Origin of the sequence: Halomonas sp. N3-2A, from assembly GCF_002216165.1 — a bacterium.
Classification (GTDB): domain Bacteria; phylum Pseudomonadota; class Gammaproteobacteria; order Pseudomonadales; family Halomonadaceae; genus Vreelandella.
Genome location: NZ_CP022286.1, coordinates 3,703,736 through 3,729,729 on the forward strand (window position 1 = coordinate 3,703,736; position 25,994 = coordinate 3,729,729).

Annotated in this window: 24 protein-coding genes; all 24 read right to left on the reverse strand. The window is 53.5% G+C overall.

The genetic code is table 11. The features are described from left to right. The 24 genes from CEK60_RS17305 to CEK60_RS17420 all read right to left on the reverse strand — a co-directional run bounded on the left by CEK60_RS17305 (nucleotide 1) and on the right by CEK60_RS17420 (nucleotide 25,870). Entirely contained in the window at nucleotides 1-702 is a 702-nt protein-coding gene (locus CEK60_RS17305) for an RNA polymerase sigma factor FliA (protein WP_089040048.1), read from the reverse strand. Between the two features lie 26 nt (nucleotides 703-728). After that, the gene (locus CEK60_RS17310) at nucleotides 729-1,169 is read right to left on the reverse strand and encodes a flagellar protein FlhE (protein ID WP_232471396.1); all 441 of its coding nucleotides are present in this window, start codon (nucleotides 1,167-1,169) and stop codon (nucleotides 729-731) included. A 67-nt stretch (nucleotides 1,170-1,236) separates the two neighbouring features. Further along, nucleotides 1,237-1,815: a hypothetical protein gene (locus CEK60_RS17315; protein WP_089040049.1), complete on the reverse strand. Its 579-nt coding sequence runs from the start codon at nucleotides 1,813-1,815 to the stop codon at nucleotides 1,237-1,239. Next, nucleotides 1,812-4,022 (reverse strand): flagellar biosynthesis protein FlhF, encoded by a 2,211-nt coding sequence (gene flhF / locus CEK60_RS17320; RefSeq protein ID WP_089040050.1) that lies wholly within the window; start codon nucleotides 4,020-4,022, stop codon nucleotides 1,812-1,814. Before flhF ends, CEK60_RS17315 begins: the two co-directional genes overlap by 4 nt. A gap of 53 nt (nucleotides 4,023-4,075) precedes the next feature. Continuing rightward, nucleotides 4,076-6,160 (reverse strand): flagellar biosynthesis protein FlhA, encoded by a 2,085-nt coding sequence (gene flhA / locus CEK60_RS17325; protein WP_089040051.1) that lies wholly within the window; start codon nucleotides 6,158-6,160, stop codon nucleotides 4,076-4,078. Beyond that, nucleotides 6,157-7,323 carry a flagellar biosynthesis protein FlhB gene (flhB, locus tag CEK60_RS17330; protein WP_089040052.1) on the reverse strand — a complete coding sequence of 389 codons (1,167 nt, stop codon included), beginning with the start codon at nucleotides 7,321-7,323 and terminating at the stop codon, nucleotides 6,157-6,159. Before flhB ends, flhA begins: the two co-directional genes overlap by 4 nt. Nucleotides 7,324-7,440: 117 nt before the next feature. Continuing rightward, the gene (gene cheZ, locus CEK60_RS17335) at nucleotides 7,441-8,136 is read right to left on the reverse strand and encodes a protein phosphatase CheZ (protein WP_038480231.1); all 696 of its coding nucleotides are present in this window, start codon (nucleotides 8,134-8,136) and stop codon (nucleotides 7,441-7,443) included. A 42-nt stretch (nucleotides 8,137-8,178) separates the two neighbouring features. Beyond that, on the reverse strand, nucleotides 8,179-8,568 hold the full coding sequence (cheY, locus tag CEK60_RS17340) for a chemotaxis response regulator CheY (RefSeq protein WP_009097747.1): 390 nt from the start codon (nucleotides 8,566-8,568) through the stop codon (nucleotides 8,179-8,181). A 97-nt stretch (nucleotides 8,569-8,665) separates the two neighbouring features. Further along, nucleotides 8,666-10,351, reverse strand: coding sequence for a methyl-accepting chemotaxis protein (locus CEK60_RS17345; protein ID WP_089040053.1), 1,686 nt, complete (start codon nucleotides 10,349-10,351; stop codon nucleotides 8,666-8,668). 38 nt (nucleotides 10,352-10,389) lie between these two features. Then, on the reverse strand, nucleotides 10,390-11,451 hold the full coding sequence (locus CEK60_RS17350; RefSeq protein WP_089040054.1) for a protein-glutamate methylesterase/protein-glutamine glutaminase: 1,062 nt from the start codon (nucleotides 11,449-11,451) through the stop codon (nucleotides 10,390-10,392). Nucleotides 11,452-11,539: 88 nt separating this feature from the next. Next, nucleotides 11,540-12,412 carry a CheR family methyltransferase gene (locus tag CEK60_RS17355; protein ID WP_089040055.1) on the reverse strand — a complete coding sequence of 291 codons (873 nt, stop codon included), beginning with the start codon at nucleotides 12,410-12,412 and terminating at the stop codon, nucleotides 11,540-11,542. Next, complete coding sequence (locus tag CEK60_RS17360) at nucleotides 12,409-14,571, reverse strand: methyl-accepting chemotaxis protein (RefSeq protein ID WP_089040056.1); 2,163 nt, start codon at nucleotides 14,569-14,571, stop codon at nucleotides 12,409-12,411. Before CEK60_RS17360 ends, CEK60_RS17355 begins: the two co-directional genes overlap by 4 nt. A 58-nt stretch (nucleotides 14,572-14,629) precedes the next feature. Further along, the gene (locus CEK60_RS17365) at nucleotides 14,630-15,943 is read right to left on the reverse strand and encodes a methyl-accepting chemotaxis protein (RefSeq protein ID WP_089040057.1); all 1,314 of its coding nucleotides are present in this window, start codon (nucleotides 15,941-15,943) and stop codon (nucleotides 14,630-14,632) included. A 101-nt stretch (nucleotides 15,944-16,044) separates the two neighbouring features. After that, nucleotides 16,045-16,545, reverse strand: coding sequence for a chemotaxis protein CheW (gene cheW / locus CEK60_RS17370; RefSeq protein ID WP_038480211.1), 501 nt, complete (start codon nucleotides 16,543-16,545; stop codon nucleotides 16,045-16,047). Then, nucleotides 16,542-18,632, reverse strand: a complete 2,091-nt coding sequence (gene cheA, locus CEK60_RS17375; RefSeq protein WP_089040058.1) for a chemotaxis protein CheA — start codon at nucleotides 18,630-18,632, stop codon at nucleotides 16,542-16,544. Before cheA ends, cheW begins: the two co-directional genes overlap by 4 nt. Nucleotides 18,633-18,675: 43 nt before the next feature. Then, entirely contained in the window at nucleotides 18,676-19,596 is a 921-nt protein-coding gene (gene motB, locus CEK60_RS17380; protein WP_089040059.1) for a flagellar motor protein MotB, read from the reverse strand. After that, nucleotides 19,593-20,462, reverse strand: a complete 870-nt coding sequence (gene motA / locus CEK60_RS17385) for a flagellar motor stator protein MotA (RefSeq protein ID WP_089040060.1) — start codon at nucleotides 20,460-20,462, stop codon at nucleotides 19,593-19,595. Before motA ends, motB begins: the two co-directional genes overlap by 4 nt. Before the next feature lie 227 nt (nucleotides 20,463-20,689). Beyond that, on the reverse strand, nucleotides 20,690-21,214 hold the full coding sequence (gene flhC, locus CEK60_RS17390) for a flagellar transcriptional regulator FlhC (protein WP_089040061.1): 525 nt from the start codon (nucleotides 21,212-21,214) through the stop codon (nucleotides 20,690-20,692). Further along, a complete protein-coding gene (gene flhD / locus CEK60_RS17395; protein ID WP_089040062.1) occupies nucleotides 21,211-21,543 on the reverse strand; it encodes a flagellar transcriptional regulator FlhD in 333 nt (110 codons plus the stop codon). Before flhD ends, flhC begins: the two co-directional genes overlap by 4 nt. A 103-nt stretch (nucleotides 21,544-21,646) precedes the next feature. Continuing rightward, entirely contained in the window at nucleotides 21,647-21,940 is a 294-nt protein-coding gene (locus CEK60_RS17400; protein ID WP_089040063.1) for an EscU/YscU/HrcU family type III secretion system export apparatus switch protein, read from the reverse strand. Beyond that, complete coding sequence (fliK, locus tag CEK60_RS17405) at nucleotides 21,924-23,153, reverse strand: flagellar hook-length control protein FliK (RefSeq protein WP_089040064.1); 1,230 nt, start codon at nucleotides 23,151-23,153, stop codon at nucleotides 21,924-21,926. The genes CEK60_RS17400 and fliK overlap by 17 nt, the downstream gene beginning before the upstream one ends. Further along, nucleotides 23,150-23,557, reverse strand: a complete 408-nt coding sequence (gene fliT / locus CEK60_RS17410; protein ID WP_089040065.1) for a flagellar protein FliT — start codon at nucleotides 23,555-23,557, stop codon at nucleotides 23,150-23,152. Before fliT ends, fliK begins: the two co-directional genes overlap by 4 nt. Before the next feature lie 8 nt (nucleotides 23,558-23,565). Next, the gene (gene fliS / locus CEK60_RS17415; RefSeq protein WP_089040066.1) at nucleotides 23,566-23,982 is read right to left on the reverse strand and encodes a flagellar export chaperone FliS; all 417 of its coding nucleotides are present in this window, start codon (nucleotides 23,980-23,982) and stop codon (nucleotides 23,566-23,568) included. 196 nt (nucleotides 23,983-24,178) lie between these two features. Continuing rightward, nucleotides 24,179-25,870, reverse strand: a complete 1,692-nt coding sequence (locus tag CEK60_RS17420; RefSeq protein WP_089040067.1) for an HD domain-containing phosphohydrolase — start codon at nucleotides 25,868-25,870, stop codon at nucleotides 24,179-24,181. Nucleotides 25,871-25,994: the final 124 nt, after the last annotated feature.

Sequence of the window (25,994 nt, forward strand, 5' to 3'; positions counted from 1 at the left end):
TTAGGTGGTGTCATATAAGCGAGCGCGAAGCCTGCTAATCGCTTGGCTGTGAAGCTGGGAGACTCGGGATTCGGTCACACCCAGCACCGCCCCGACTTCTTTAAGGTTCAGCTCTTCTTGGTAATACAACGCCATCAGTAGCTTTTCACGCTCAGGTAAGGCGTCAATCGCGTCAATTAACGACTGGCGTTGCTGTTTATCTAACAACTGATCGAAGGGCAGGTTAGTGGCTTCCTCCGTTGCGGACTCGGCCCCTTCGGCCACCAGTTCTTCGAAGGGCAGCAACTGGCCACTGTTCGTATCATTGAGCAATTGCTGATACTCACTAAGCGGCATATCCAGGTCACGCGCGATCTCACCCTCTTCCGGCGGGCGCCCTAACTGCTGTTCAAGGCGACGCACCGCATCATCCACGGCTCTGGCAGAGCGGCGTACACTACGCGGCAACCAGTCACGTGTGCGCAGCTCATCCATCATGGCACCGCGAATACGCTGACTTGCAAACGTGGCGAACGTTGCTCCCTGGGTCGCATCAAAACGCCCTAGCGCTTCTAATAAGCCCACCATGCCAGCTTGAATAAGATCATCCAACTCAATACTTGCGGGTAGTCTTACCTGCAGCGTTAAGGCCTGACGTCTTACCAGTGGCATGTATTGGGTTAACAGCTCGCTCTGTTTAATCCTGCCTTGTGCTGTATACATCCTCGTGCCTCACGGCTGAACTCTGTTCACTGGTAATTCACAATCACTTGCAGTTCCTGCACCCGTACCGGGCGCTGGCCCGGCGTCAACGCAAAACGAAAGTGCAGCGGCCCACTGACCTGTTTTCCGGCTAACGCAGTGGTTGAACCTCGCATAGCAGTTAAAGGAACACACTGCTCAGGGTGGCATAGCCACGCATTAACCGGCGCATTAACCGGCATTTGAAAACGCCAATGAATACGCTCTATCGCAGCATGCTCTACCTGCGCCCCTGCTGGCGGCTGAATGGGCTGGCTGCTGACAGCTCGGTCACTCATCGCGACCAGTACGCTGGGCACCTCACTACTCCAACTGCCCGTCGCGGCATAAGCACTCATGGTGATGACGCTTAGCGCCACCATCAACACCCTTTTGAGCAGCCTGTCAGCTTTGCAGGTATCGACCTTGAAGTCAGCGAGCATCGACATTGTTATTCCTTATCGGGGCGCTTGATAGCCGCTGTTAAAGCACGGCTACATAGCGTCAGGCTAGCTGTCATCGCGCCAGCAGTAAAAGCTCTATATCCAAGTAATAGCTGGCTGCTTCGCGCAGGTTATCGAGTAGACCTCGGCGCGGCAAATCTGGCTCGTGCAGCGCTAACAGCTGCCTAGGGCCACCGTTTTCCTGCATTTGCCGCAACGAGCGGTACATCTGGGCGAAAGCATCGGCATCGCTATTAATCCATAGTGCCCAACGCGGAAAGCGCGCTTTCAGTTGGCTAAGATTAGCGGCATCCGCATTGACGATGTGAATATCCCAATCATCCGGGTCGCCAGCCCAACGTCGCCCCAGCACTGACCATTGGGCTAGGCGCCCTTTTACTCTTGCCACCTGCTGATCGCCACCGTTAGGCATACCGATCACGATAAGCGGCTTCTGCGGCACCGAGGGCGATGCGCTGGTTTGCGCTTGGGCAGCAGTTGGCGGCACCGTTAAAGAATCGGTCATAGCGGTCAGTGGTTCAGCTGCAAGTTCGTCTCCCGTGGGATCACTCTCAACTGACTCTGCTTGGCGCTGCTGGCGCTGTAAATCTGCCCACTTGCGCAGGCCCGCTGCCTGATCCGGGGCGCTCATGCCAGCCCCTCACGGCTAACGCTGCTGAGTTGGCGAATGGCGTCACGGGCCATAAACGCGTGAACAAGCGCATCTAGCATCGCTGTGTCGCGCCGCTTACGCGTGGTGCCCAACAACCTTAACAAATCGGAGCGCAGTGCTATCGCAGCGTCATCATTGGCGATATCTAAGTGTCCCGCTGCAGCAGCGACACCGCTGGCCATCAATAAGCGAACCTCCGAGCTTACTTCGCCATCATCCGCATCTTTCAACTGCTGCCAAGCGCGCTTGGTTAGGCTAGACACCCCTTCGCTTTGCAACTGGATAACTAGAAGCGAACGCACATCCGCACCTAATCGGGCAGGCGTTAACCAGTAGCGACGCGCGATGCGTTTGCCATTTTCTGGATCGCGAACTTCACCAACCCATGCCAACAGCGGAGTACCAGCGGCGTCCTCGACAGCAATATGGGTGTGCCATAGCTGCACCGTTTGACCACGAAAACGTAGATCAGTGTGATGTGTGAGCGGGCTATCTGTGAACAGCTGACGCTGGGCATAACGCTTGCCCTGACAGTATACCCGTTGAGTGGCAGCTACTTGCGTGATCCAGGTCAAGTGTTGGGCTTCTAGCCACGCTAACGTGGCGGGGTCGGGAAACACGGGGAGCAGATGTACGGCGGCCCCCATCGTTTCGCCCTGGTGCAGCAGCCGTGATTGCCAGCCTGCGGGCTGACGGTGCTGTAGGCTGGTTAGCGCTAGCCAACCGCCATCGGCGTCTAATCCAAGATCGGGCATCGACCAGTCACAGCCCCGCTCATTACGGCGGGGAGACCATGCCATGCCCAGTCCCTTATCCGCGCAGGGCTCGCTAGCCAGTAGTGCATCCAAGCGTTTATCTTGCAGCACGCCCGGTAAGGAGGCGATATCCCATACCGACTCTAGCGCTGAAAACCCAACAATCCTTTCACGCAGCCGCGTCAGCACAGAGCTGAGGCGGCGCCCTTGCCCCAGCACGTCCCGCGACCAGCGCGGCAGACTCACCGAGTGAGGCTGCGCAGCGGAGGGCGAAGATCGCTCTTCACGCCCCCTCCCCAATGGGGTATTAAGCGCTTGATCGATCAGCGCAGCAGGGTCCGCAACCGCCATATCTTCTGGAACACGTTGCCCGTACGAACCAAACAACACGCGCAAGCCATGGCGTATGACAATATCTAGCACGGGGGCTAACCGGCCAGCTTCGTCCTGCTTGGTAATAATGCAATCATCTAACTCAGCGCCAGCCGCCCGTGCGGCTTGGCGATAGCGCAACACGACCTCTTCTAATGTTTCAGGCTGGCTAGCTGCATTCAACAGCAGCACTAAGCGCACGGACGCTTGCCCACCCTGCAAATGGGCAATTTGCTCAATCACACGCTGGTCACGCTGGCTCATACCGACGGTGTCGATAATCACCCACTGTTTACCTTGCAGTCGTCCGACCAGCTCATCAATCGGCTGCTCGGCGTCTAAGGCATACATGGGGGTATCCAGCAGGCGGGCGTAAATTCGTAGCTGCTCGTGGGCACCAATACGAAAGCTATCGGTGGTGACAAGGGCCACAGGTCGCGTACCGTGGCGCATCACGAAACGAGCTGCTAGTTTCGCAGTGGTGGTGGTTTTCCCCACCCCCGTAGGCCCCACCAGCGCGACAATTCCCGCTTGATCGAAAAAACCGGTTTCTTCTTTCAGTACCGGTAACCGCGCCATTAGCTGCCCACGAAGCCACTCGATTGCAAGCGCGCTATCGGCATCCGGCTGAGCCAATGACGTCGGCAGCGCCGCCAGCACCTCGTCGCTTAGCTCCTCGCTGAAACCAACGCTAAGCAGCTGTTGGCGCAAACGAAAGATTGGGTCGTCAGTGGTGGCAGAGACGGGCACATCGGCAGCTGGCTGCCGCTGGGCAAGCAGCTCCCGCATTTCCTGCATCTCGCGCAGCAAGCGTTCACTCATTGCCTGCAGCGGATCGGAATCTTGCGCTGAAAAGGCGATTTGGGGAGCTGGGGTAGGTGGAGGTGGCGACGTAGGGGAAGGTTCAAAATGATCGACCGCTTCATCCGCCATTGCCAATATTTCAACCCCATCCTCGGTACGGCGATTGGCGACAATTAAAGCGTCATCACCTAATGTTTCGCGCACTTGGCGCATCACATCGCGGCTGTTTGCTCCAACAAATCGTCTCACGCTCATGCTTTACCTGCGCCTCTTTGTGATGGTTTGGTAACGAGTGTTCTGCGTCAATCTCACGCCCGTCCTCCTACTACCGTAGTGACTCGTAACGTACGGTCATCCGGTATTTCTGCTTGAGACATCACCACCAAATGACGCACACGCCGACGTAAGAAACGCGATAGCACAGCACGCAGCGAGTGCTGTACGACCAGCACCGGTGCTTCACCGCTACCTTCATGACGCTCCAGGGCCTCTTGTGCCTGTGTCATGAGCGTATCAGCCAGCCCTGGCTCCATCGCACCGTTACCATTCATGGCCTGCATAAGCACTTGCTCTAACTGGGCATCAAGCCCCATCACGTTGAGCGTTTCCTGGCCGGCAAACCACTGCTGGGTAATCGCTCGACCCAAGGCAACACGCACCAGTGCGGTCAGCTCATTAGCATCTTTTTGCTGCCCAGCATGCTCTGCCAGCGTATCCAGCACCGTGCGCATATCGCGTATCGAAACATCTTCATCAAGCAGATTCTGCAGAATACGCTGCAGTACGGTGAGTGAAATGGCTTTCGGCACCACCTCTTCGACTAGCGACTTTTGATCCTCACCCAGCTTATCGAGCAGCTTTTGCACTTCTTGCCGTCCCAGCATTTCTGGCGAGTGGCGATGCAGCAGGTGATTTAAGTGGGTAGCAATGACCGTGCTGGCATCCACCACGGTATAGCCGTACACCTGGGCGTGTTCACGCTGATTGGCATCGATCCAGATGGCGGGCAAACCAAAGGCCGGGTCTTGGGTGGGCGTCCCCTGTAATTCGCCTGATACCTGACCTGGGTCGATTGCCAACCATTTGCCCGGCTGTGCATCCGCACGGCCAATTTCCGCCCCCTTCATAGAGAGTACGTAGGTATTCGGCGGCAGCTCCAGGTTATCGCGTATATGCACCACGGGCGGTAAGAACCCAACCTCTTGGGCAAACTTCTTACGCACACTTTTGATCCTAGCCAGCAGCTCCCCTTTCTGGCGGGAGTCCACTAGGGGAATAAGCCGATGCCCCACCTCAAGCCCCAACGTATCAACCAGTTGCACATCTTCCCAACTGGCTTCCGGTGACTCTTGTTGGGGCAGTGGCACGGCTGAGATTTCCTCTTTTACCAACGCCTGCTCTTTTTGACGAATCAAATACCACGCTAAACCCGCCAGTAGGGCTGTAAAAATCAGAAATACCAGGTTTGGCATCCCAGGCACCATGCCCAGCAGCCCCATCACCATCGCAGAGAGGATCATGACCTGAGGATTAATAAATAGCTGGCTGATCATTTGCTGACCAACATCTTGGTCAGTATTGACGCGTGATACGGTGACACCGGCGGCGGTTGAAATCACCAGCGCAGGGATCTGGGCCACCAGACCATCGCCGATGGTTAGCAACGTATAGGTACGGGCGGCATCTGCAAAGCCCATATCGTGCTGCATCATGCCGATCAATAACCCACCGATAATATTGACCACCATGATGACCAAGCCAGCCATGGCATCACCACGCACAAACTTGCTCGCACCATCCATAGAGCCATAAAAATCTGCTTCCTGGGCGACTTCAGCCCGCCGCTTTTTAGCGTCCTCTTCACCAATCAGGCCTGCGTTCAGGTCCGCATCAATCGCCATCTGTTTGCCAGGCATGGCATCCAGCATAAAGCGAGCGCCCACTTCGGCAATACGCCCAGCCCCCTTGGTAATAACCATGAAGTTGATGATCACCAGGATCAAAAAGACCACCAGACCAACGGCAAAATTACCGCCGACCAGGAAGGTACCAAACGCTTCGATGACTTTACCGGCCGCATCCCCGCCTTGGTGGCCTTCCATCAGTACAACACGGGTCGAGGCCACATTGAGCGATAGCCGTAATAGCGTGGTAAATAACAGCACCGCAGGGAAAGCGGCAAAATCGAGTGGCTTTTCCGCAAACATGCTGACCAGCAGCACCATGATGGCCAGTGCGATATTGAACGTGAACAGCAAATCGAGCGCGAAGGGCGGCAAGGGCAGAATCATCATGCCCAAGATCATCAGAATCAGCAGCGGCCCTGCGAGCAGCTTCATGCGCACATCGCCCATCCAATCGCGCTGATTGATCAATTGGGTTAAGCCTTTCATGATTGCGCCTCACTGCCACCGGCATCTCGATTGGAACGTTCCATTTCGGGAGGGACCGATAAATTGTCTGGGGTTGGGGGCACCTCGCCTCCTTGTTGTGCGACCTGCTTCAGGCGGTAAGCCCAGGCCATCACTTCAGCCACTGCGGTATACAGTTCCGCAGGTACTTCAGCATCTAAATCCACGTGATGATACAGAGCGCGCGCCAAGGGAGCGGCCTCCAATCGCGGCACACCGGCTTCCAAGCCTATTTCGCGGATACGTGCGGCCACTACATCGGCCCCTTTGGCCACTAGCCTTGGGGCGCCCATGCTACCTTCCTTATACGCCAGGGCCACCGCATAGTGGGTTGGGTTGGTGATAATAACGTCGGCATCAGGCACTTTACTCATCATCCGCCCTCTGGCCATTGCTTGCTGCTGCTGGCGAATACGCCCCTTGACGTGGGGGTCGCCTTCCGACTCTTTATGCTCTCGCTTAACCTCTTCCTTGCTCATACGCAGCTTTTTCGCATTACTCCAAAGCTGAAAAGGCACATCAATTAAGATAACCACCACTAGCGATAAAACGATCAGGCCAGCGGCCAGCGCCGACATATTCAATGCGCTTGCCAATGCTTGCTGAATGGGCTGGTTCATTAGCCCCATAAACTTGCCAAGGTTGGCGTACAGAAACGCCGATGCAATGCCGCCGACCAGGATTGATTTGGCAATCGCTTTGGTTAATTCAATCAATGCCTGCGACGAAAAAATACGCTGTAACCCTTTCACCGGGTTTAGCTTCGACAGTTTGGGCTGCATTGATTTTGCCGAGACTAACCACCCCCCAAGTAATGCGGGTGCGACCAGGGCGATCACCGTCAACAGCAAGAACAGCGGCAACATTGCAAATAGTGTGCGCTGCCCCAGATCCAGCGCATTGACCAGCATCGGGGTACTTTCCATGGCATGACGACGCTCAAATAAGAAGGCCTGCTCCATCACCATGCCCAACTGGTCATAGAGCATTTGCCCCATGCTCCACAGCCCAATCACACCGCCCAATAGCAGCAAAAAGGTCGCCAGTTCTCGAGACCGGGGTACTTGGCCTTCTTCCCGGGCTTTGTCTAAGCGTCGGGGTGTGGCCTCTTCCGTCTTTTCCTGATCGCTGTCGTTATCTGCCATGCGGCCATCCGGCGGTATCTTGCGTGGCTTATCATAAATTCAGCCGCCCCGAGGGACGGCTGAACAAATGCCTATAGTGCCAGATACTGCCTTTCACAATGTCTTAATAACAACGCATTAAAAGCCTAATTCGTCCAATAAGTCGTCGACCTGATCCTGACCAGTAACGATGTCGGGCGCATTGTCCTTCACCTGAGGGCCATTCAACAGCTCTTCATTACGACGTGCGTTGTCATTTTTCCATTGGTCTTCTGCCTTACGCTGCATCGACTCACGTACGTGAGCACCCGGCACGTTATCGATCAGCACTTGCACTAACTGATGCTCAATTTCTCGAATGACATCCATCATCTTTTTGATGACTTGGCCGGTAAGATCTTGAAAATCCTGGGCCATCATAATATCGAGCAGCTCTTTATTTGTCGCTGCAGCGATGGTTGGCACATCACTTAGATAGGTGCGCGTCTCTTTTACCAAGGCTTTGGCATCATCCAACTCTTGGGGCGCTTCAAACCACTCTGCCCAGCGCTTATCGAGCGCTTCAGCACGGTCAGAGAGTTGGTCTTGCAATGGCTGAGCGCGATCAATGGCATTTAATGCACGTTCAGCCGCCTGCTCAGTCATGGTAGCGACGTAATGCAACCGGTCACGCGCGTCAGGAATTGCTTCCGCTGCTTTCTCGATCTCTTTGTCCAGACCCAGCTCTCGCATGTTGTCGCGTAACATGCGGGTAAGTTTGCCGATGCGAAAGATCAGGTCTTCAGCGGCTTCCTCAGATAGCTGGGTAGCGCTATCCTGCTCATGCTGACTCATCGTGTTGTCTCCTCGTTAACCGAGCACTCAGGCGCAGCCGCTTCATTTACCCATCTTATCGAAGATCTTATTTAGCTTTTCTTCGAGTGTGGCTGCTGTAAACGGCTTGACGACGTAGCCATTAGCGCCCGCTTGGGCGGCCGCGATGATGTTCTCTTTTTTGGCTTCCGCGGTCACCATCAATACGGGTAGCCCTTTTAGTGCCTCATCCTGGCGGATCTCTTTAAGCATTTCTAAGCCGTCCAGGTTTGGCATATTCCAATCAGATACGACGAATTCGAAGTTACCCGCACGCAGCTTATTCAGCGCATCCTGACCATCTTCTGCTTCATCAACATTGGTAAAACCCAGCTCTTTCAACAAGCTGCGAACGATCCGACGCATGGTGGGAAAATCGTCAACTACCAGAAAACTCATGTTCTTATCGGCCATTGGTCATCCTCTCAATCAAATTATTTCTTACATAACGATGCTTAAAAATCGTTCTTAAAACCGTCCTTAAAACGGCTCTTACAACAATCCTTAAAACCTAGAACGCTTCCCACTCGTCGTGGTGGCTAGGCTCTGGGATTCGGCGAGGGCTGGGCGCAGTGTCTGCCTGCGGCCTAGCCGCAGGCACGTTTACTTGGCTACTCGCTGGCAGTGCTTGACGCTGCACGCCCGCTTGGCTAGTTAACAAAGCAAAGACAGCCACCGCCTCTTCTAACTTGTTTGCTTGCTCTTCGAGCGACATAGCCGCCGCGGAGGCTTGCTGAACCAGCGCTGCATTTTGCTGGGTCACTTCATCCATCTGCCCTACCGCTTGGCTGACCTGCTCAATGCCATCGCTCTGTTCCTGAGACGCTGCAGAAATCTCATCCATAATATCGGTCACCCGACGGACAGCCGTCACCACATCGGACATGGTAGTGCCCGCTTGCTCTACCAGCGTAGAGCCTTGCTTGATTTGTGCAACGGAGGCATCAATCAGCGTTTTGATCTCTTTTGCCGCATCGGCACTGCGGCTAGCCAAGTTGCGCACCTCACCTGCCACAACGGCAAAACCACGCCCTTGCTCGCCAGCGCGTGCCGCTTCGACCGAGGCATTGAGCGCCAAAATATTGGTTTGAAAAGCGATAGAGTCGATCACACTGGTGATATCTGCCACTTTCTGGGAGCTGGTAGAAATACCGTGCATGGTCTGCACTACCTGCTCAACCACTTGGCCCCCCTGCTCGGCAGTAGTGGAGGCATCTGCTGCCAGCGTGCTTGCCTGGCGCGCATTGTCGGCATTTTGTTTCACCGTGGCTGTCATTTGTTCCATGCTGGCGGCCGTTTCTTCGATCGAGGCGGCCTGCTGTTCAGTGCGTGATGACAAATCCGCATTGCCACTGGCTATCTCACGAGTGCCGTGATGAATTTCACTACTGCCTTCACGAACCCGCGTCACAATCGCCGTCAGGTTTTGCTGCATCGTGCCCATCGCTGAAAAAAGACGCCCCACTTCATTCTTGCCTGATGCAGGAACGGGTTCCGTTAAGTCAGCCTGGGAAATTTTGTCCAGTCGCCTTACGGCGTCATTCAACGGCGCGATGACCGTACGACGTAATGCTATATAGATGAGCACAGTCACCAATAGCGCAATTGCCACGGCAAGCGCATTGACTAACATAAACATATCGCCTTGCGCTTCAGCGTCGCCACGAATGCTATCTACCTGCTGAAAACCATGCTGCACAAAAGCAGTGGCGCTATTGGCTAAATTGCTCAATGGCTCAACCAGCTCGCCCCGAAGCCGATTAAAAGCATTGATGTCCATGGTTTCGAACGTCGCATGCTGCTGCTTGACCAAGGCCAGTACGTCGCGAAAGTCATCTATCAATGCCTCGCCCAATGCGTCGTTTGTCGTCGCAGCGAAGCGTTCAAAACGCTCTTCGGAACGGGCAATTCGATCCAGAGCAATGTCGACCTGGGCATTGGATTGGCGCGTTTGACCGACCATTAAAAAGTTGGATGCCGTTTCCATAGCCAGCATCGCCTGATTGAGCAACGAGTCAGCGCGATTAATCTCATTGAGCTGACTATTACTGATGAGGCTATAGGTTGACAGGTTAGCCTGAGCATTACGGTCTGCCATAAAGCTGATACCAGCTAACACCACTATCAGCATGACAAAGCTAGCCAACGCGGTAATAACGGCAGAGTGAATACTGATATGACGCAGTGAGCGTGTCATTTTTGTCCCCTTTTTTTTTATTTATGCGCAATGGGGTGTTATACCCGCTGAGCACGCCCTGAAGCGGCAATTAAGGCCATCAACCGCGATGGAATATCATCTAACGCAACCACTTCGACTGCTCCCCCGACGGCGATGGCTTCTCTTGGCATACCAAACACCACACAGCTTTGTTCATTTTGCGCAATGGTAGCCGCCCCGGCTTCACGCATCTCAAGCAGACCTGCAGCGCCATCCTTGCCCATGCCGGTCAAAATCACCCCAATGGCGTTTTTACCCGCATGCTTGGAAGCAGAGTGAAACAGCACATCAACAGAGGGACGGTGACGGTTGACCGGTGGGCCATCATTTAAGCGCACGACATAGTTAGCACCACTGCGGACAAGCTCTAGGTGCTGGTCGCCTGGGGCAATGTAGGCATGGCCTGGCAAGACACGCTCGCCATCGGTGGCTTCTTTTACGCTAATTCGGCACAGCCGATCTAGCCGCTCAGCGAAAGAGCGGGTAAAACCACCCGGCATGTGCTGGGTAATCAAGATGGCTGGCGCATTCGCCGGCAGTGGTTCGAGCACTGAGCGAATTGCCTCTGTGCCGCCGGTAGAAGCACCAATGATAATCAGCTTTTCACTCGACACCATTGGCGCTTTTAGCTGCGTGGGTGGTGGCGCATTTTTATGGCGGGCTTGGCGAGGACGCGAGCGGGCAGCAGCGCGAAGCTTGTCGGTAATTTCAGTTGCATACTCCATCATGCCGCTGCGAATACCCAAGCTGGGCTTGGCCACAAAATCCAAGGCGCCTAACTCTAACGCACGCAGAGTAATCTCTGAGCCGCTCTGGGTCAGCGATGACACCATGAGTACCGGCATAGGGCGCAGCCGCATTAATCGCTCAAGAAAATCAAGCCCATCCATCCGTGGCATTTCTACGTCCAATGTCAGCACATCAGGATTGTGTTGTTTGATCAGATCCCTCGCAGCAATCGGGTCTGGCGCGACGGCGACGACTTCCATATCCGGCTGAGAGTTGATTATTTCCGTTAACAAATCACGAATCAGCGCCGAATCATCAACGCACAACACTTTGATTTTGGCTGCGCTCAAAGCACGCCTCCTTTATGACGGTAGCCACCTGTGTGCCAGCCCACTCCGCTAAGGCGATTGCCAAAAGGAGTCAACGCACGTAACCGATTTATTTTTTTGCGAGGGTATAAACCGTTTGCCCACGCAGCTTGAATGCATCGCTGATATACGAAAAATTTTCCGAGTGTCCCGCAAACAGTAAGGCGTCTGGCTTCATCAGCGGGGCAAACCGTTTTAATATCTTGGCCTGGGTATCTTTATCGAAATAAATCATAATATTACGACAAAAAACGGCATCAAAAGGGCCTTTTACCGACCACTGGGACGCCAGCAAATTGAGCGGCAAAAACTCCACCAACGATGAGACTTCTGGCCTTATACGTGCCAAACCTGCATGACCACCGGTGCCTTTCTGGAAAAATCGCTTAACCCGCCCTTCGTCTAATTTACGCACCTGTTCAAGCGGATAAATACCGGCACGCGCTTTACTGAGTGCGTCGGTGTCAATATCGGTGGCAATGACTTTGGCCTGGGTGGCTTTTGGCCCCAAGGTTTCTAGCAGCGTCATTGCAATCGAGTAGGGCTCTTCCCCGGTGGACGCCGCTGAGCACCAAATAGTCACGGGACTTTGCTGTTTCTTAATGTGCTCAGCTAATAGCGGAAAGTGGTGCGCCTCACGAAAAAAAGCCGTGAGGTTGGTGGTTAAGGCGTTGGTAAACGCCTCCCACTCTTTAGCGTCCGGCTGGCGCTCCAACCGAGACAAATAGTCGGTAAAACGCGTAATACCGTGGTGACGCAGTCGCTTGGCTAAGCGGCTGTAGACCATTTCACGCTTATGCTCAGCCAGCACTATTCCGGCACGCTGGTATATCAATTCTCGTATACGCGCAAAGTCGGCATCGGTTAGCACAAGATCACGTTCGATCTGCCCTCCCGATGCCCACTGGCCGACGTCAACTCCCCGCTCGCGTTGGTCGATCAAAATTCTTCCCACTCCTCTACTGCGGCCAGCTGCCGCGTGGTTGGCGACGAAGGCGGTTTAGTTGGGCTATCTGGGAGCAGTGTTGGCGACCGATAGGCAGTAGGTGCTGTGCTAAGCGCTGTTGTTGGCGAGTTTTGATGATTCAAACGAAACGCCTCAACCGACAGGGCCAATAGACCCGCTTGCTGCTCTAATGCCACGGCGGCGCGCGCTGTTTCCTGAACACGAACGGCATTCTGCTGTGTCGCTTGATCCATTTCGGCAACGGCTTGATTCACTTCCGCGATACCGTGGCTCTGTTCTGCTGACGCTGATGAAATGTCATGCATGATCTGGGTAACATTGCGCGCCGCGTCGGCCACCTCACTAATCGCTACTTCGGCTTTTTTGACCAGCCCAGCACCCACATTGACTTCTTGATTAGAACCATCAATCAACACGCGAATCTCTTGAGAAGCACTTGCGCTTCTTCCTGCCAGCTTGCGCACTTCTTCAGCAACCACCGCAAACCCACGACCATGCTCACCTGCCCTGGCGGCTTCTACCGATGCGTTGAGTGCCAGGATATTGGTTTGAAAAGCAATCGAGTCAATCACATTGATGATGTCAGTCATTTTTTGCGAGCTTTGGGTAATTCGCTGCATATTCTCGACCAATTGCGACATTAGCTCCCCGGTCTGGGTCACTTGCTTAGCATTGTTATCGGCAAGACGGCGCGCTTCTTGAGCGTTATCGCTGTTTTGACGCACAGTCGTGGTCATTTCTTCCATGCTGGATGCGGTTTGCTGGAGCGACGCGGCCTGTTGCTCGGTACGAGACGATAACGCCTCATTACCGCTGGCAATATCCCGCGCGGCAGGGGTAACCACATTAATACCGCCTTTTACATCGCTGATAATGCTGCTCAAACTTTTCCGCATAGTGTTCAGCGACTCCATCAGCATCCCAACCTCATCCCGCTGGTGGGGGGGCACTTTTGCGGCTAGGTTTCCGCCCGCAATTTGCAAGGTAAAGCGAGACGCGCTTTTAAGCGGCCGAACAATGGAACGTAACATCAGCCCCCCAAGCAGGATAAGCGCCAGCACGCCAACACCTAGTACAGCGGCCTGAGCGCTTAACATGCGGGTTTGACCTTGCTCAGCATCAGCAGCCATTACCTCCGCGGCCACCTGTTTTTCAGCGATGAGCTGGTTCACCATCGTCGAGAGTTCGCGCCCTTCGTTATTCATCACACTGATGACTGCGTCCAAACCGGTAAACACCTGATACGTGTCTTCTGCTTGCAAGACGGTTTCCGCTTGGAACATGCCATTGTCTAAAAAGCTTTGCAGCTGAGTATTGAAGGAGCTGGCTAGCGCTGTCGTGTTGACATCTCGGGAGTAGTATTGCTGCCAAGCTGACTCGATCGTCGCCGCGCTCTTGGCAATCATGTCGCCCATCTCGAAGCGCTGTTGAATCAGCTCCATACGCTCTGGTTCAATCATGGCCTGGCGTGTTTGCGCGATGGTCTGGTCAATTTGCTGTAAGCGAATAACATCTTGCAGGCCATCATGATTAAGCGTCGCTAACCGCTCTCCGGCGACGTTAAGGCCATACAGCCCAAGGCCACCACTCACCAGCAGCAGTGCGCCAGCGACGACAATCATGCCAACCAATTTGGCGCGCAGGGTATCCAGTCGTATCCGCTTTAAACCTTGAGTTAGGCCTTTCTTACGCAACTTCCCCTTGTCTAAATAGAGCTGTTTGTTACGGCCTTCACGGATTTCAGCGTAGGCCTGTTCCGCTTGGGCGATCGCCTCTCGGGTTGCCTGCACCCTGACAGAGGCATAGCCAACGACCTGGTCGTCTTCAATAATCGGCGTTACGCTGGCACTCACCCAGTAGTGGTCACCATTCTTGCAACGGTTTTTAACCAGTCCTCGCCATGTTTCACCGCTTTTCACGGTCTGCCACAGGTTTTCAAACGCCGCTGGCGGCATATCCGGGTGTCGAATCAAGTTATGGGGCGCACCTATCAGCTCTTCGTACTGAAAACCACTGATCTCGATAAACGCCGGGTTGGCATAGGTAATGCGCCCTTTAAGATCCGTACGCGAAACGAGGAAATCATCACTCTGTAGTTCAATTTCACGCTGAGTGACTGGCTGGTTATTACGCATCCGCATACCTTATTTTTAGTATTGAAGCCGAGGAAGTCATGAGCCTAAACCGCAAGACCTAAAACGCTTCCCACTCATCGACTGCCGTGTTGCGAGCAGGTGTTTTTTTGGCCGCCGGGGTTTGGGCGGCAGGTACTGGCTGAAGAGCGCGGGGCCGCACGGCATACTTCCCCTCTGCCAGGGCAGGCGTCACCTGGAAGCGCTCAACCGCTTCTCTAAGGCGTGCCGCTTCGCTTTCTAATTCGTTGGCGCTACGTGCTGCCTGTTGAACCAGCTGGGCATTTTGCTGAACAACCTGATCCATTTGGGCAACCGCTTGATTAACTTGCCCAATACCATTGCTTTGCTCTTCGGAGGCAGCCGCAATCTCATCCATAATATCGTTGACCCGCTGCACCGCAGCGACAAGATCCTGCATGGTTTTTCCCGCGTGATTCACCCGCTGGGTGCCCGCGTCCACTTTGCCAAGCGATGCATCGATCAGCGTGCGAATTTCTTTGGCAGCATTAGCGCTGCGGCTAGCGAGACTGCGAACTTCCTGTGCGACAACGGCAAACCCTTTGCCATGTTCACCCGCACGGGCGGCTTCTACCGAGGCATTTAAAGCGAGAATATTGGTTTGAAAGGCAATGTTATCGATCACCGTAATAATGTCGGCAACCTGGTGGGAGCTGGCGCTAATGTCTTGCATGGTTTCAACAATATTGGCAACTTCTTCGCCGCTGCGTTTGGCGGTTAGCGTTACCTCATTGGCGAGCTGACTGGCTTGTAGTGCATTGTCAGCATTGTGCCCAACGGTAGAGGCCAACTGCTCCATGCTCGAGGCCGTCTCTTCTAGCGAAGAGGCCTGCTGTTCGGTACGTGAGGAGAGGTCGTTATTGCCACTGGCGATATGCTGAGAGCGCTCAAAAATTGACGCACCGCTTTGGCGTACCACGCCAACCGTTTCAGACAGTGAAGACTGCATATGCGCCATGGCAGTGTACAACCTGCCAATTTCATTATTGCCAGGCGAGGTAATTTGCTGGCTTAGATCGCCCTGGGCCATTTTCTCAAAGTAACCGACCAGACGATCCAAGGGACGCAACACATTAACGGTCACTCCCCACACCACCACAGCGACCGTTACGCCGGTCATGATCACCACGCCAATCAACACCCAGCGAATACGTGTCGCAAACTCACTGAACGCCGCTTGCTGCGCCTGCAAATCACTCGATGCCTGCACAATAGCGGCACCGTGGTGGAGCGCATAAAGGCCTATAGCGCAGGCCACCACCACCAACATTGAAAAAGTGGCTAACACCAGCCCCCAACTGAGGCGCACGGTCATATTGCTCATCATTTGACGCAGTAGCGGTGTCACACGCATTACTCCAAACACAACCGTAGTGGCCGATGCTATCCGTAGCACCAGAGAGGGCTGTTTTTTGGCTTAAGAAGGCACTCTCCCTGTGCCCAGTTACACAGGTATTAGCGGCTGCTAGTGCTATCGACTAAGGCCATTTCTTCGCTGGTTAGCAGCTTATCGATATCGACCAGCACCAACATGCGGTCTTCAAGACTGCCTAATCCGCTCAAGAAATCAGAGGAGAGCGTGACGCCAAACTCAGGCGCTGGTTTGATTTGCTCGGGTGTTAATGTCATGACATCAGAAACGCCATCCACGACAATACCAACGACGCGGTCGGCGACATTGACCACGATAACAACGGTTTGGCCACCGTACTCGACACTGTCTAGGTGAAATTTAATGCGCAGATCGACAATGGGGACAATGACGCCGCGCAAATTGGTCACCCCTTTAATAAAATCAGGGGCATTGGCAATACGCGTGACATTTTCATAACCGCGTATTTCCTGAACCTTCAGAATATCAATGGCATACTCTTCTTCTCCCAAAGAGAACACCAAAAATTCGCGATTATCGGCTTCTGCGGCGGACAACACCGCTCCATTGTTTGCTTGGCTCATGACGGCTCGGCCTCCTGGTAATAAGAGAGATGGGGATAACTCACCTGTTTTCCGGCTTCTTTCTTGGCACGGCTTAACCGATGTAAACCTGTAATATCTAGAATAAGCGCGACGCTACCGTCACCAAGGATGGTCGCCGCCGAAACGCCCGGCACTTTGCGGTAGTTATCTTCTAAGTTCTTCACAACCACCTGTTGCTGGCCAATCAGCTCATCGACCAACATGGCATAACGACGCCCCTCGCCCTGCACGATTACGGCAATACTTTTGGTCGGGTCGGTAATGGCATTTTCCACATCCAGCACTTCATGGATCGCAATCACCGGCAGGTACTCATCGCGCACTTTAAGCACCACATCATCGCCCGCCATGGCATACATATCCCCTTTGGCAGGCTGCAACGACTCGAGCACCGTGGAAAGTGGCAAAATAAAGGTTTCACTGCCTACTTTGATCGACATGCCGTCAAGAATGGCGAGCGTCAGCGGCAACACGATGCGCGTGTTGGTGCCTTCACCTTTCTTGGATTGGATTTCAACCCGGCCACCCATGCCTTGAATATTCCGCTTGACCACATCCATTCCGACACCGCGGCCAGAAACGTCGGTGACTTCTTTTGCCGTGGAGAAACCCGGTGCAAAAATCAGCTGGAAGACTTCTTCGTCGGGCATGTTGTCGGAAACGTTTAGGCCATTCTCACGCGCCTTGGCCAACAACCGATCACGATCCATACCCGCGCCATCATCACGCACTTCAATCAGAATATTGCCGCCCTGATGGCGTGCTGATAACACTAGCTTGCCAACTCGGGGCTTACCTACCGCTTCGCGCTCATCCGGCATTTCGATGCCGTGATCCAAACTATTACGTACTAGGTGCGTTAACGGATCGGTAATGCGCTCAACCAGACTTTTATCCAGCTCGGTGGACTTACCTTCGGTAATAAGCTCAATTTCTTTGCCCAATTTACCGGCGGTATCACGTACAACACGGGGAAATCGGCTAAACACAAATTCCATCGGAATCATGCGGATCGACATCACCGCTTCTTGAAGATCCCGCGCGTTACGCTGGAGCAGACTCATGCCATTTTGTAGCGAGCTATTGCCAACAGATTGATCGCCAAGGTCACTGACCGTTTGGTCCAGCATCGACTGGGTAATAATCAGCTCGCCCACCAAATTGATGATTTGGTCGACTTTATCTACCGACACACGGATCGAGGCAGACTCTGCGGCGGCTTTTTTAGGGGCGGATTTGGCTAGCTTTTCTGGCGAGGGTGTTTTGTCAGCAGGTTTAGCCACCGCAGACGCCGCAGGCTCAACACTATTAGTAGGCTCAACAACATCAGTCGGCGCGGCTGCTGGCGCGCTAGCACTTTCGTCTTTTTCAACGGCTACCACGCTAATTTCGATCTGCTCAGGCTCAATAATGAAGCACATCACCGCTTCAATATCGTCAGCACTAACGTCACCTGTCAGCGTGACTTCGTAACGTTTTTCATCCCCCGAGTGGGCTTGGACATCGCCCAGTTGCTCCAGCTCTTCCACCAGCAGCGTGCGATCTTTTTCGCTAACATTCAGTAGCGCAACCAACAGATGGCGTTCGCTTGGCGAGGAGGACTCAGCAGCCTCGGCGTTGGTTGATGGTTTTTTTTCAACCACTGGCGCGGGGGCCGCAGGTGCATCCAACGTCTGACCAATTTCTTCTAGCGCGATCTGCTGCAGTGTCTGGCAAATTCGCTCGTAGGCTTCTTGGTTGGGCTCTTCCTCGTTGCGATAGGCATCGAGTTGCTCATGCATGATGTCTTTTGCCTCTAAAAAAGTATCAACGAGGTCGGCTCGCAATGTCAGTTCACCTTTGCGTGCGTGATCTAACAAGTTTTCAAAGATGTGCGTGGTTTTCTGCAGCACACTGAAGCCGAAGGTACCTGCGCCGCCTTTTATGGAGTGGGCGGCGCGGAAGATAGCGTTTAGCTGCTCGCTATCCGGATCATCGACATCCAGTTCCAGCAGATGCTGCTCCATATCGGCCAGCAGCTCTTCAGCTTCTTCAAAAAAGGTGTCAAAAAAATCCGCTATATCCATGCACCGCTCCACATAAACGTCTTAGTGTTGTGATAAGCCCTACTCATTCGCTTTCATCGCTCTGAGACGCGCTTTGTGGCAGCGCCTCTAAAAGCGCATCTTCATCAGGCAATGGGGAATCAAGCCCCATAACGCCTGGATTACGAATCGCTTCAGCGATTTCTGGCAATAAGACAACGAGCTCAATGCGACGATTAACCGGGTCTGTCGGCGCAGTTTCAGGCAACCTGACACGATCGGCAAAGCCCGATACGCGCAGCAGTTGATCTGGATCAAGCCCACCAGCAACTAATTCACGCCGAGAGGCATTTGCTCGGTCGTTGGACAGCTCCCAGTTACTGTAGCCTCGAAAACCACCGGCATAAGGCACGCTGTCGGTGTGGCCGCTGATACTTAAGTCATTGGGTAATTCGTTGAGTAGCGGTGCCATCGTACGTAGCAGGTTGCGCATGTAGGGAGCCACTTGGTCACTGCCTAACTCGAACATAGGCCGCTGCTCCGTATCGAGCAGTTGAATGCGTAGCCCTTCGCGGGTTAAATCAAAGCGCATTTGGCTACGTAGGTGGCGCAGTTCCGGGTCTTGTTCAATGGCCCGCTCAATACGCTCTTGCAAATCGTTAAAGAAGCGCCGCTCCTGAGCACTGGGACGGCTATGCTGAAGAATATCAATCCGGGCACGTTCGCCATCGCTGTGGGTCGGGTCTGGGCCGCCGCCAGGAATCACCTGGGTGCTTCCTGACCGATCGCCACTGGTCATTGCCGAGATCAATGGCGTGCTGAAGTACTCTGCAACACTGCGGCGGGTTTCATCGTCGGAAACACTTAAAATCCACATGACCAAAAACAGCGCCATCAAAGCTGTCATAAAGTCAGCAAGGGCAATCTTCCACGCACCGCCATGGTGGGCATGCACCACTTTTTTGCGCCGAATAACAATCGGACGCTTATCGCCCCCCTTACTCATGCATTACCGCCCTTTTTAGCGTCGCGAACATACTCTTCAAGCTCTGCGAAGCTGGGGCGCTCGGTGCTGTGTAGTGCTTTCCGACCAAATTCAACGGCTAACTGAGGAGCATAACCATGCAGGCTAGCCAGTAGCGTGACACGGATACACTGGAGCATTTTTTCTGCTTCTTTGGCTTGCCGTTCGGCATAGCTCGCGATAGGGCTAATAAATCCATAGCCCATTAAAATCCCCAGGAAGGTACCCACCAACGCCATGGCAATCATTTGTCCCATTTGTTCAGGACTGGCATCTGCGTAGGTCAGTGCTTTAATCACCCCCATTACCGCCGCTACGATACCGAACGCAGGCATTGCATCACCGACTTTGGCAATCGCATCGATGGGAATATGGGCTTCCTGCTCAAATACTTCGATTTCGTGAAGCATTAACTCATCGATTTCCATCGGTTCCATGCCACCACTCACCATTAACCGCAGATAATCGGTTAAAAAATCCATAATATGAGGGTCTGCAAGCACCGTGGGATGCTCTTGAAACAGCGGGCTGTCCTGAGGGTTGTCAATGTCACGCTCAATGCCCAACATCCCCTCGCGGCGCACTTTAGAGAGGATCTTGTATTGCAGTGCCATTAACTCCATATACAGTGCTTTATTATATTTTTTGGTGCGCTTGAGCCGGGGAAGTATTTTAAACGTGGCTTTAATCGCTTTGCCGTTATTGGCAGCAATAAAAGCGCCAACGCCTGCACCGCCAATAATCAGCAGCTCCAGGGGTTGGAACAAGGGGCCCAAGCTACCGCCTGCCATCACATAACCGCCAAAGACAGATAGCAGTACGACCAAATAACCCAGAGGAATCAGCACAAGCAGTGTCCTTGCGGTATCAGTTTTATCTCAAGAGAGCGCGATTGCCGTGTTTCAAAAAGAAGACACAGAAAAGTCCCGCTCCACGCGTTTCTTAGCCATAGCATACGCAGGCGTAGGCAGTTCTAATGAAAAAGTACCCACCCCTTTTGGTGCTATCTATACGTTAAAGTCGCACTTTATTGGTTATATGCTTACCCGCTGTGGGCGTGGCCGTTTTTTATCTTTCAATGCCGCGCCTTGCGTGTTTTGCCGGCTCGCGAGGGAGGCTGGCAAATACCGCAAACATAATCATGAGCGGGGCTATGCGCATGCGCGACAAAGTGCCCCCCACAACGCGTACACATGTTTAGCTGCAGCAAGTCACTTTCAAAAAACCGTACCAGTGTCCACGCCCGCGTAAGCCCCAGCACCGGTTCAACGTTTTCAAGGTTTATCTGCTCTTCATACAGGCGGTAAGCTTTGACAAAGGCATCAATACGCTCGCAGCAGGTATTTTTTTGTATACTGTTGTAAATGTTGTAAAACAGCGACGAATGCACGTTTGGCAGCCACGTTACGAACCAGTCCGCGGAAAAAGGCAGCATACCTTTAGGCGGCGACATCCCCCGCACTTCTTTGTACAACTTAATCAAGCGCGTGCGACTTAGGTCTGTCTCGGTCTCTAGTACTTGTAAGCGTGCACCTAACTCAATCAGCTCTATGGCCAGTTGTACTTGGTGCATTTCATCAACCAAGCTTTTCTGACTCACTCGGACTCTCCTACTGGAAACACCTCAAACTCTTCACAAGCCGACAGTAAAGAAGCATGTAACCCTGAAAGACCTTGATCCCGAGGATTCTGAGTAATTTTGCGCAGTTGATGGACGCTCGTTTGGCTTAGCCTGCATATCAGCTGATTATTGCGTGCCAGTTTCGTCAACTGCCGAGCATTTAGAGACACCAGCAGATCGGCAAGCTCACTGTCTACTTTTAAGCGAAACATCGCTGCCTCACGGTCTTCGACCAATAGGCGCTGCGCGAGAAGTAAATACGCTAAATTAATTTCTTGAATTTCATCGAGAAAGCTTGTTTGACTCATAGTGTTCCATCGAACGACATGGGCGTTTCATTATGACTTTACATCGACGCCTTAAAGGTTTTTAACATTCCTCTGTCATGGTTACATACAACGTTTATATTGGCTACCAACGCTCTTGCCGAGGAATTAACCCTTCTTCGGATAACTCAAATACCCACACAAGAAGCTCTGCAATCACCTGGTATAAACTTGCAGGAACCTCGGCATCGAGATCTAACTGCATCAGCAGTGCCACAAGCTCAGGTGCATCGTGCACATAAATGCCTTGGCGCTGTGCCTCCGCCATAATCCGCTCCGCCAGCTCGCCGTAACCTTTTGCGATCACTCTCGGCGCCTGATCTTTATCTTGATAGGCTAGCGCGACGGCTTGACGACGATGCTCACCCGAGGTCGCCATCATGACTCTCCAAGGTGGCATAGTGAGCTTTCACCTGAACACTGCGAAAATCTAACGCCTGCAGACGTTTTTCCAAACGCTCACTTCCCAGCTCCAGAGACTGGTAAGTCGACGCAGCATCCGTGGTCAGATCAATGCTTAACACTGATTGGTAAAGTCTCAGTGATGCACTGAACGCTCCCAGATTAGGCACGTCAAGCTGCATATCTGACTGCCAGACACCATCACCTTCTGCCTCTTGCTGGGCGCTTTCGCGCTCACCTTCCCGGGTAGGCATATGAATGACTAATGCCATAAAAATACCGGCCCAAACATCACCTTCCCAGCGAATAACAGGCATCACGAGCATATCGAGCTGTTGACGCACCAGGCTCTGCAAACTTTCATGCACAATCTCACGACCACCGCGCACTAGCGAACTCTCTTCCATTGCTCGCGCGCTTGCCATATCAATACTGGCGGAAGCGCTCGCAGAGACATTGGCAGGCACACTTTCACGCTGCGCGCCTGCTGGCAGGGTACTATCCGGCATAAGCGCAGCTGGGCGGATCAAACCAGCTTGATCACTTGCCACAGGTATCAGCAACGAATTCGGCAATATGGCAACGTTTGTATTACTCGCACCCAATGTGGCATTTGCCGCAAAAGGAGGCATTACAAACGTGGCCAGACTGGCAGGCAGCAGAGGTCGTGGGCCTGGCTGCATCTGCGGTTCTCGCAGCAATTGTTGTCGGGAAGAGTCCCCTTGAAACCATCGCTTTAAATGCGATTCGTAAAACAGTCCGCTATCCCTAACGCTGTTTTCTAACCGACTTGCTAGTGCCGTAGCAGAGGGCGCTTCCTCCAATCCCATCAATGGCGCCTGCGGGCGTATCATCGCCGGTGGTGCGGGAAATCGCAGTAATACATCGGCGATGGTGCGTGCCGCTGGGCTAAAGTGGGTTTGCGTCGAGCCTAGTGGTGTGCTGGCTAGCTCTCCCTTCGCAGCGGGCAGCCGTTGCCCATCAAGCGAGGAAGGTAGCCGTCTAAGATCATCAAGTGGTGATGATAGCGGGCGTCCATCCAGGCTTGAATCGCCTTGCAGCGCGCGCGGCCCCTCGCCCGGTGGTATCGGCTGCACGGGCGCATTAAGCGGACGCTGGGACAACTCACCGCCCTTACGCCCAAGCACTTGGTGCATGAGCGTATCGATAAGTGGCGTAATGCCACTCACGAAGCCCCCTTCTCCTGATCGCTACCGGTATCGAAAAGCGCCGCATCACCTTGCTGAGGCGCATAAGCACGATGCAGACTTCGCTGACGTTGAGAAACACCTATCAGTTTGCCTAGCTCATCTCGTCTAGCCACCAAACGACGACGAATTTCAACATCATGCTCAAGAATGCTCTCCAGCAACTCTGCTTTTCGCTTCCGGCCATCATCATCAAGTACGGTTTCTTCATCGCGCTGACGCAACGCTTCAACTGACATCACATAGTGAGTACGCTGCTCGATAAGCTCTGCCCACTGCTCCGCATGCGCGAGCTCGTGCATTTTTGTCACACAGATGAGTAGCTTAGCGTACGCTTCAATAAGCGCTTGCTGGGCATTTTCACGAGCAGTTTCAGAAGCCGACATGCTTTGCCTCACGCACTTTGCTGTTGACCGATTTCACGCCATGCAGAGGCGATGTCTTCAAGCAAACGTTCTGCTTGGTTAAGGCTGTCTTCATCATTTCGAAGGTTTGCGGCTAACAATAAGCGGGAAATGTAGTCATATAGAGAAGCAAGACGCTCAGCAATATCGCCGCCCTTCTCTTGATCCAGCGCAGTCACCAAGCCATTGTTAATAATATCCAAGGCCTTGGAAATCGACTTCCCCTTTTCAGCCGTGTGACCTGCCTGCATATGAATACGCGCCGCACGGATGGCCGCCTGAGCACCATCAAACAGCATTACAATAAGCTGATGAGGATCAGCTGACATAACGCCGCTTTCCACGCCAACGCGGGCGTAGGCATTGGCACCTCGGCCATAAGCGGCGCCACCGCGGGAGTATGTCATAAGCGGGCTCTCCTTTATTAATGTGAACAACAGCCACACAATCAACGACTCGTGCTGTTTCTCGTTAGCTGTTTCGCGTCCAAAATCGAGCTTATTGACTCGGTTATAACTAGTATCGGCGCCTGACTAATAGACTTTAATGTTTACCTTACTTTTCGCTCAGAAAGTTTCGCTCTCTTTGCCAAGCAGTAAACGGCTACGTAGACACCGCCACTTCACGTGTTGGCTTACCCAACCTTTCTAGAACGTCCCCACGCAGCGTATTACCCAACGTCTCGCGCATGGGCGCCTCTGCCTGACGAGTCAGCGCCACTTCAGCCGGCGCACCTTGCTCGTCAAGGCGAACAATCCAAGCCATCTGTTCACTGGAAAAATACGCCAGCGACCCCACCGGCAGTGGTTTGAAATGCTCGATGTAGCGCTTGGTCCAGCGGGGATCAAATTGGTGAGGGTGGCTCAGCAAATGACGATATATTTGCTGCGCCGTTTTAGCCGGTCGGTCAGCTCGATCACGTCGCATCGCTTCTACCACATCGACCACAGCGCTCGCTTTCGCCAGCTCGTTAATATCACTGCCGGTTAAGCCATCAGGATAGCCACTACCATCCAACCGTTCGTTAATACCACCTATCACCGCTTGGGCAACGGCAGCAGAAAGCCACTGACAGTGCTGAAGACGATCTAACAGCAACGCCACATGCTCGCTCATGGCTTGGCGATGAGTGGCCTCGAAGTGTGGCGCCTTGAACAGTATTTGCGGAACAAGCGCTTTACCAAGATCATGCACTAAACCACTCGCTACAACCGCTTTGCGCACATCACGGGGCATATTTGTCCCCACCAAATCGAGCAAATGCACGGCTACTGCAATGCCATGGCGAACAAGCAGCGGTTCTGGCGACAAGCAGCGCGTCGCAAACAGCAGCGCTTCACGGTCTTCTTCGTGGAGCAACAAAAGACGGTCTGCATTACGTGATAGCTGGCGAGAATCGATGTCGCTGCCTTGCTGTAAAAGCAGCAGCTGGGCATCCAGGTAAGCCGCTATTTTCACTAAGCGCCGCGCCATTGGCGTTGCATAACGGCGAATATCACGCCGCCCGACATGCTCACTCCCCGCCGTACGCTTGCCCGGCTGCTCGAATAGCGGCGATGGCTGACGATCGTCCTGGGCCTCTTTTTTATAGCGGGCGGCTTCGCGCTCGATTTCACAGACAAAATACCAAATTTGTCGCTCTTGCTCGGCAGCGCAATTCGTAAAGCGGAAGCCCACGCGCAATAAGTGCCGTTCAGGATCGGTTTTTTGATGGCGCGGAACACCCTGCACTTCAAAATAGGTGCCATCTGGGAATGTAAAGGCGAGCGTTAGCGGCAGGTCAGCGTCAGCCAACACGCCACTGGCAGTCAGCGGCAGCTCTATTTGGCAGCCATCCTGAGAAAGGTCGCGTAGCTCCCCGTCAACCCCATCACCACTTTCGCCGCATATTGAAGCGGGCACGACCATACCTAAACGCAGCTCAGCGCGAAACGATTCGCGGCGCTGGAGCACCTCCAGGGTCGCGGGGTAGTCGCTACAACATAAAAAGCGCCCCCCTGCATGGCGGGTCTCGGTTAACGATAGAAACGGCGTGCGCACCACTTTGCCCTGGGAGTGGCCGCGCAGAAAAAATGATTCACCTTGCTGTAAGCGGTTTAACAAATGATCGACCGAGGATAAGTCCATCACTAGCGTCTTGCCGGCGTACTGCTCCATTAACACGATAGGTTCTGGGTGTGCATCAGCGGAGGCCAGGCAAAGCGACACCCCCCCACCCTCGATCATGGTATTTAAAAGAGAGCTTACGGCCGTTGGACTGGTAACTCTTTCATATTCATCTTGTTGGACTGACATTCTCGTCTCGCTCGCTACCACGTTGTTATTACGTCACACCCACAAAAAGGCGACAGAGCATATCAGAAGCTTTTGGGCTGTCGTTATAACGATCACAGTCCTGCGCTATGCAAAAATAAAGTTT

Coding starts and splice junctions, on each gene's coding strand:
- CEK60_RS17305 (WP_089040048.1), bottom strand. CDS start 702: ATGTATACAGCACAAGGCAGGATTAAACAGAGCGAGCTGTTAACCCAA.
- CEK60_RS17310 (WP_232471396.1), bottom strand. CDS start 1,169: ATGTCGATGCTCGCTGACTTCAAGGTCGATACCTGCAAAGCTGACAGG.
- CEK60_RS17315 (WP_089040049.1), bottom strand. CDS start 1,815: ATGAGCGCCCCGGATCAGGCAGCGGGCCTGCGCAAGTGGGCAGATTTA.
- flhF (WP_089040050.1), bottom strand. CDS start 4,022: ATGAGCGTGAGACGATTTGTTGGAGCAAACAGCCGCGATGTGATGCGC.
- flhA (WP_089040051.1), bottom strand. CDS start 6,160: ATGAAAGGCTTAACCCAATTGATCAATCAGCGCGATTGGATGGGCGAT.
- flhB (WP_089040052.1), bottom strand. CDS start 7,323: ATGGCAGATAACGACAGCGATCAGGAAAAGACGGAAGAGGCCACACCC.
- cheZ (WP_038480231.1), bottom strand. CDS start 8,136: ATGAGTCAGCATGAGCAGGATAGCGCTACCCAGCTATCTGAGGAAGCC.
- cheY (WP_009097747.1), bottom strand. CDS start 8,568: ATGGCCGATAAGAACATGAGTTTTCTGGTAGTTGACGATTTTCCCACC.
- CEK60_RS17345 (WP_089040053.1), bottom strand. CDS start 10,351: ATGACACGCTCACTGCGTCATATCAGTATTCACTCTGCCGTTATTACC.
- CEK60_RS17360 (WP_089040056.1), bottom strand. CDS start 14,571: ATGCGTAATAACCAGCCAGTCACTCAGCGTGAAATTGAACTACAGAGT.
- CEK60_RS17365 (WP_089040057.1), bottom strand. CDS start 15,943: ATGCGTGTGACACCGCTACTGCGTCAAATGATGAGCAATATGACCGTG.
- cheW (WP_038480211.1), bottom strand. CDS start 16,545: ATGAGCCAAGCAAACAATGGAGCGGTGTTGTCCGCCGCAGAAGCCGAT.
- cheA (WP_089040058.1), bottom strand. CDS start 18,632: ATGGATATAGCGGATTTTTTTGACACCTTTTTTGAAGAAGCTGAAGAG.
- motB (WP_089040059.1), bottom strand. CDS start 19,596: ATGAGTAAGGGGGGCGATAAGCGTCCGATTGTTATTCGGCGCAAAAAA.
- flhD (WP_089040062.1), bottom strand. CDS start 21,543: ATGAGTCAAACAAGCTTTCTCGATGAAATTCAAGAAATTAATTTAGCG.
- CEK60_RS17400 (WP_089040063.1), bottom strand. CDS start 21,940: ATGGCGACCTCGGGTGAGCATCGTCGTCAAGCCGTCGCGCTAGCCTAT.
- fliT (WP_089040065.1), bottom strand. CDS start 23,557: ATGTCGGCTTCTGAAACTGCTCGTGAAAATGCCCAGCAAGCGCTTATT.
- fliS (WP_089040066.1), bottom strand. CDS start 23,982: ATGACATACTCCCGCGGTGGCGCCGCTTATGGCCGAGGTGCCAATGCC.
- CEK60_RS17420 (WP_089040067.1), bottom strand. CDS start 25,870: ATGTCAGTCCAACAAGATGAATATGAAAGAGTTACCAGTCCAACGGCC.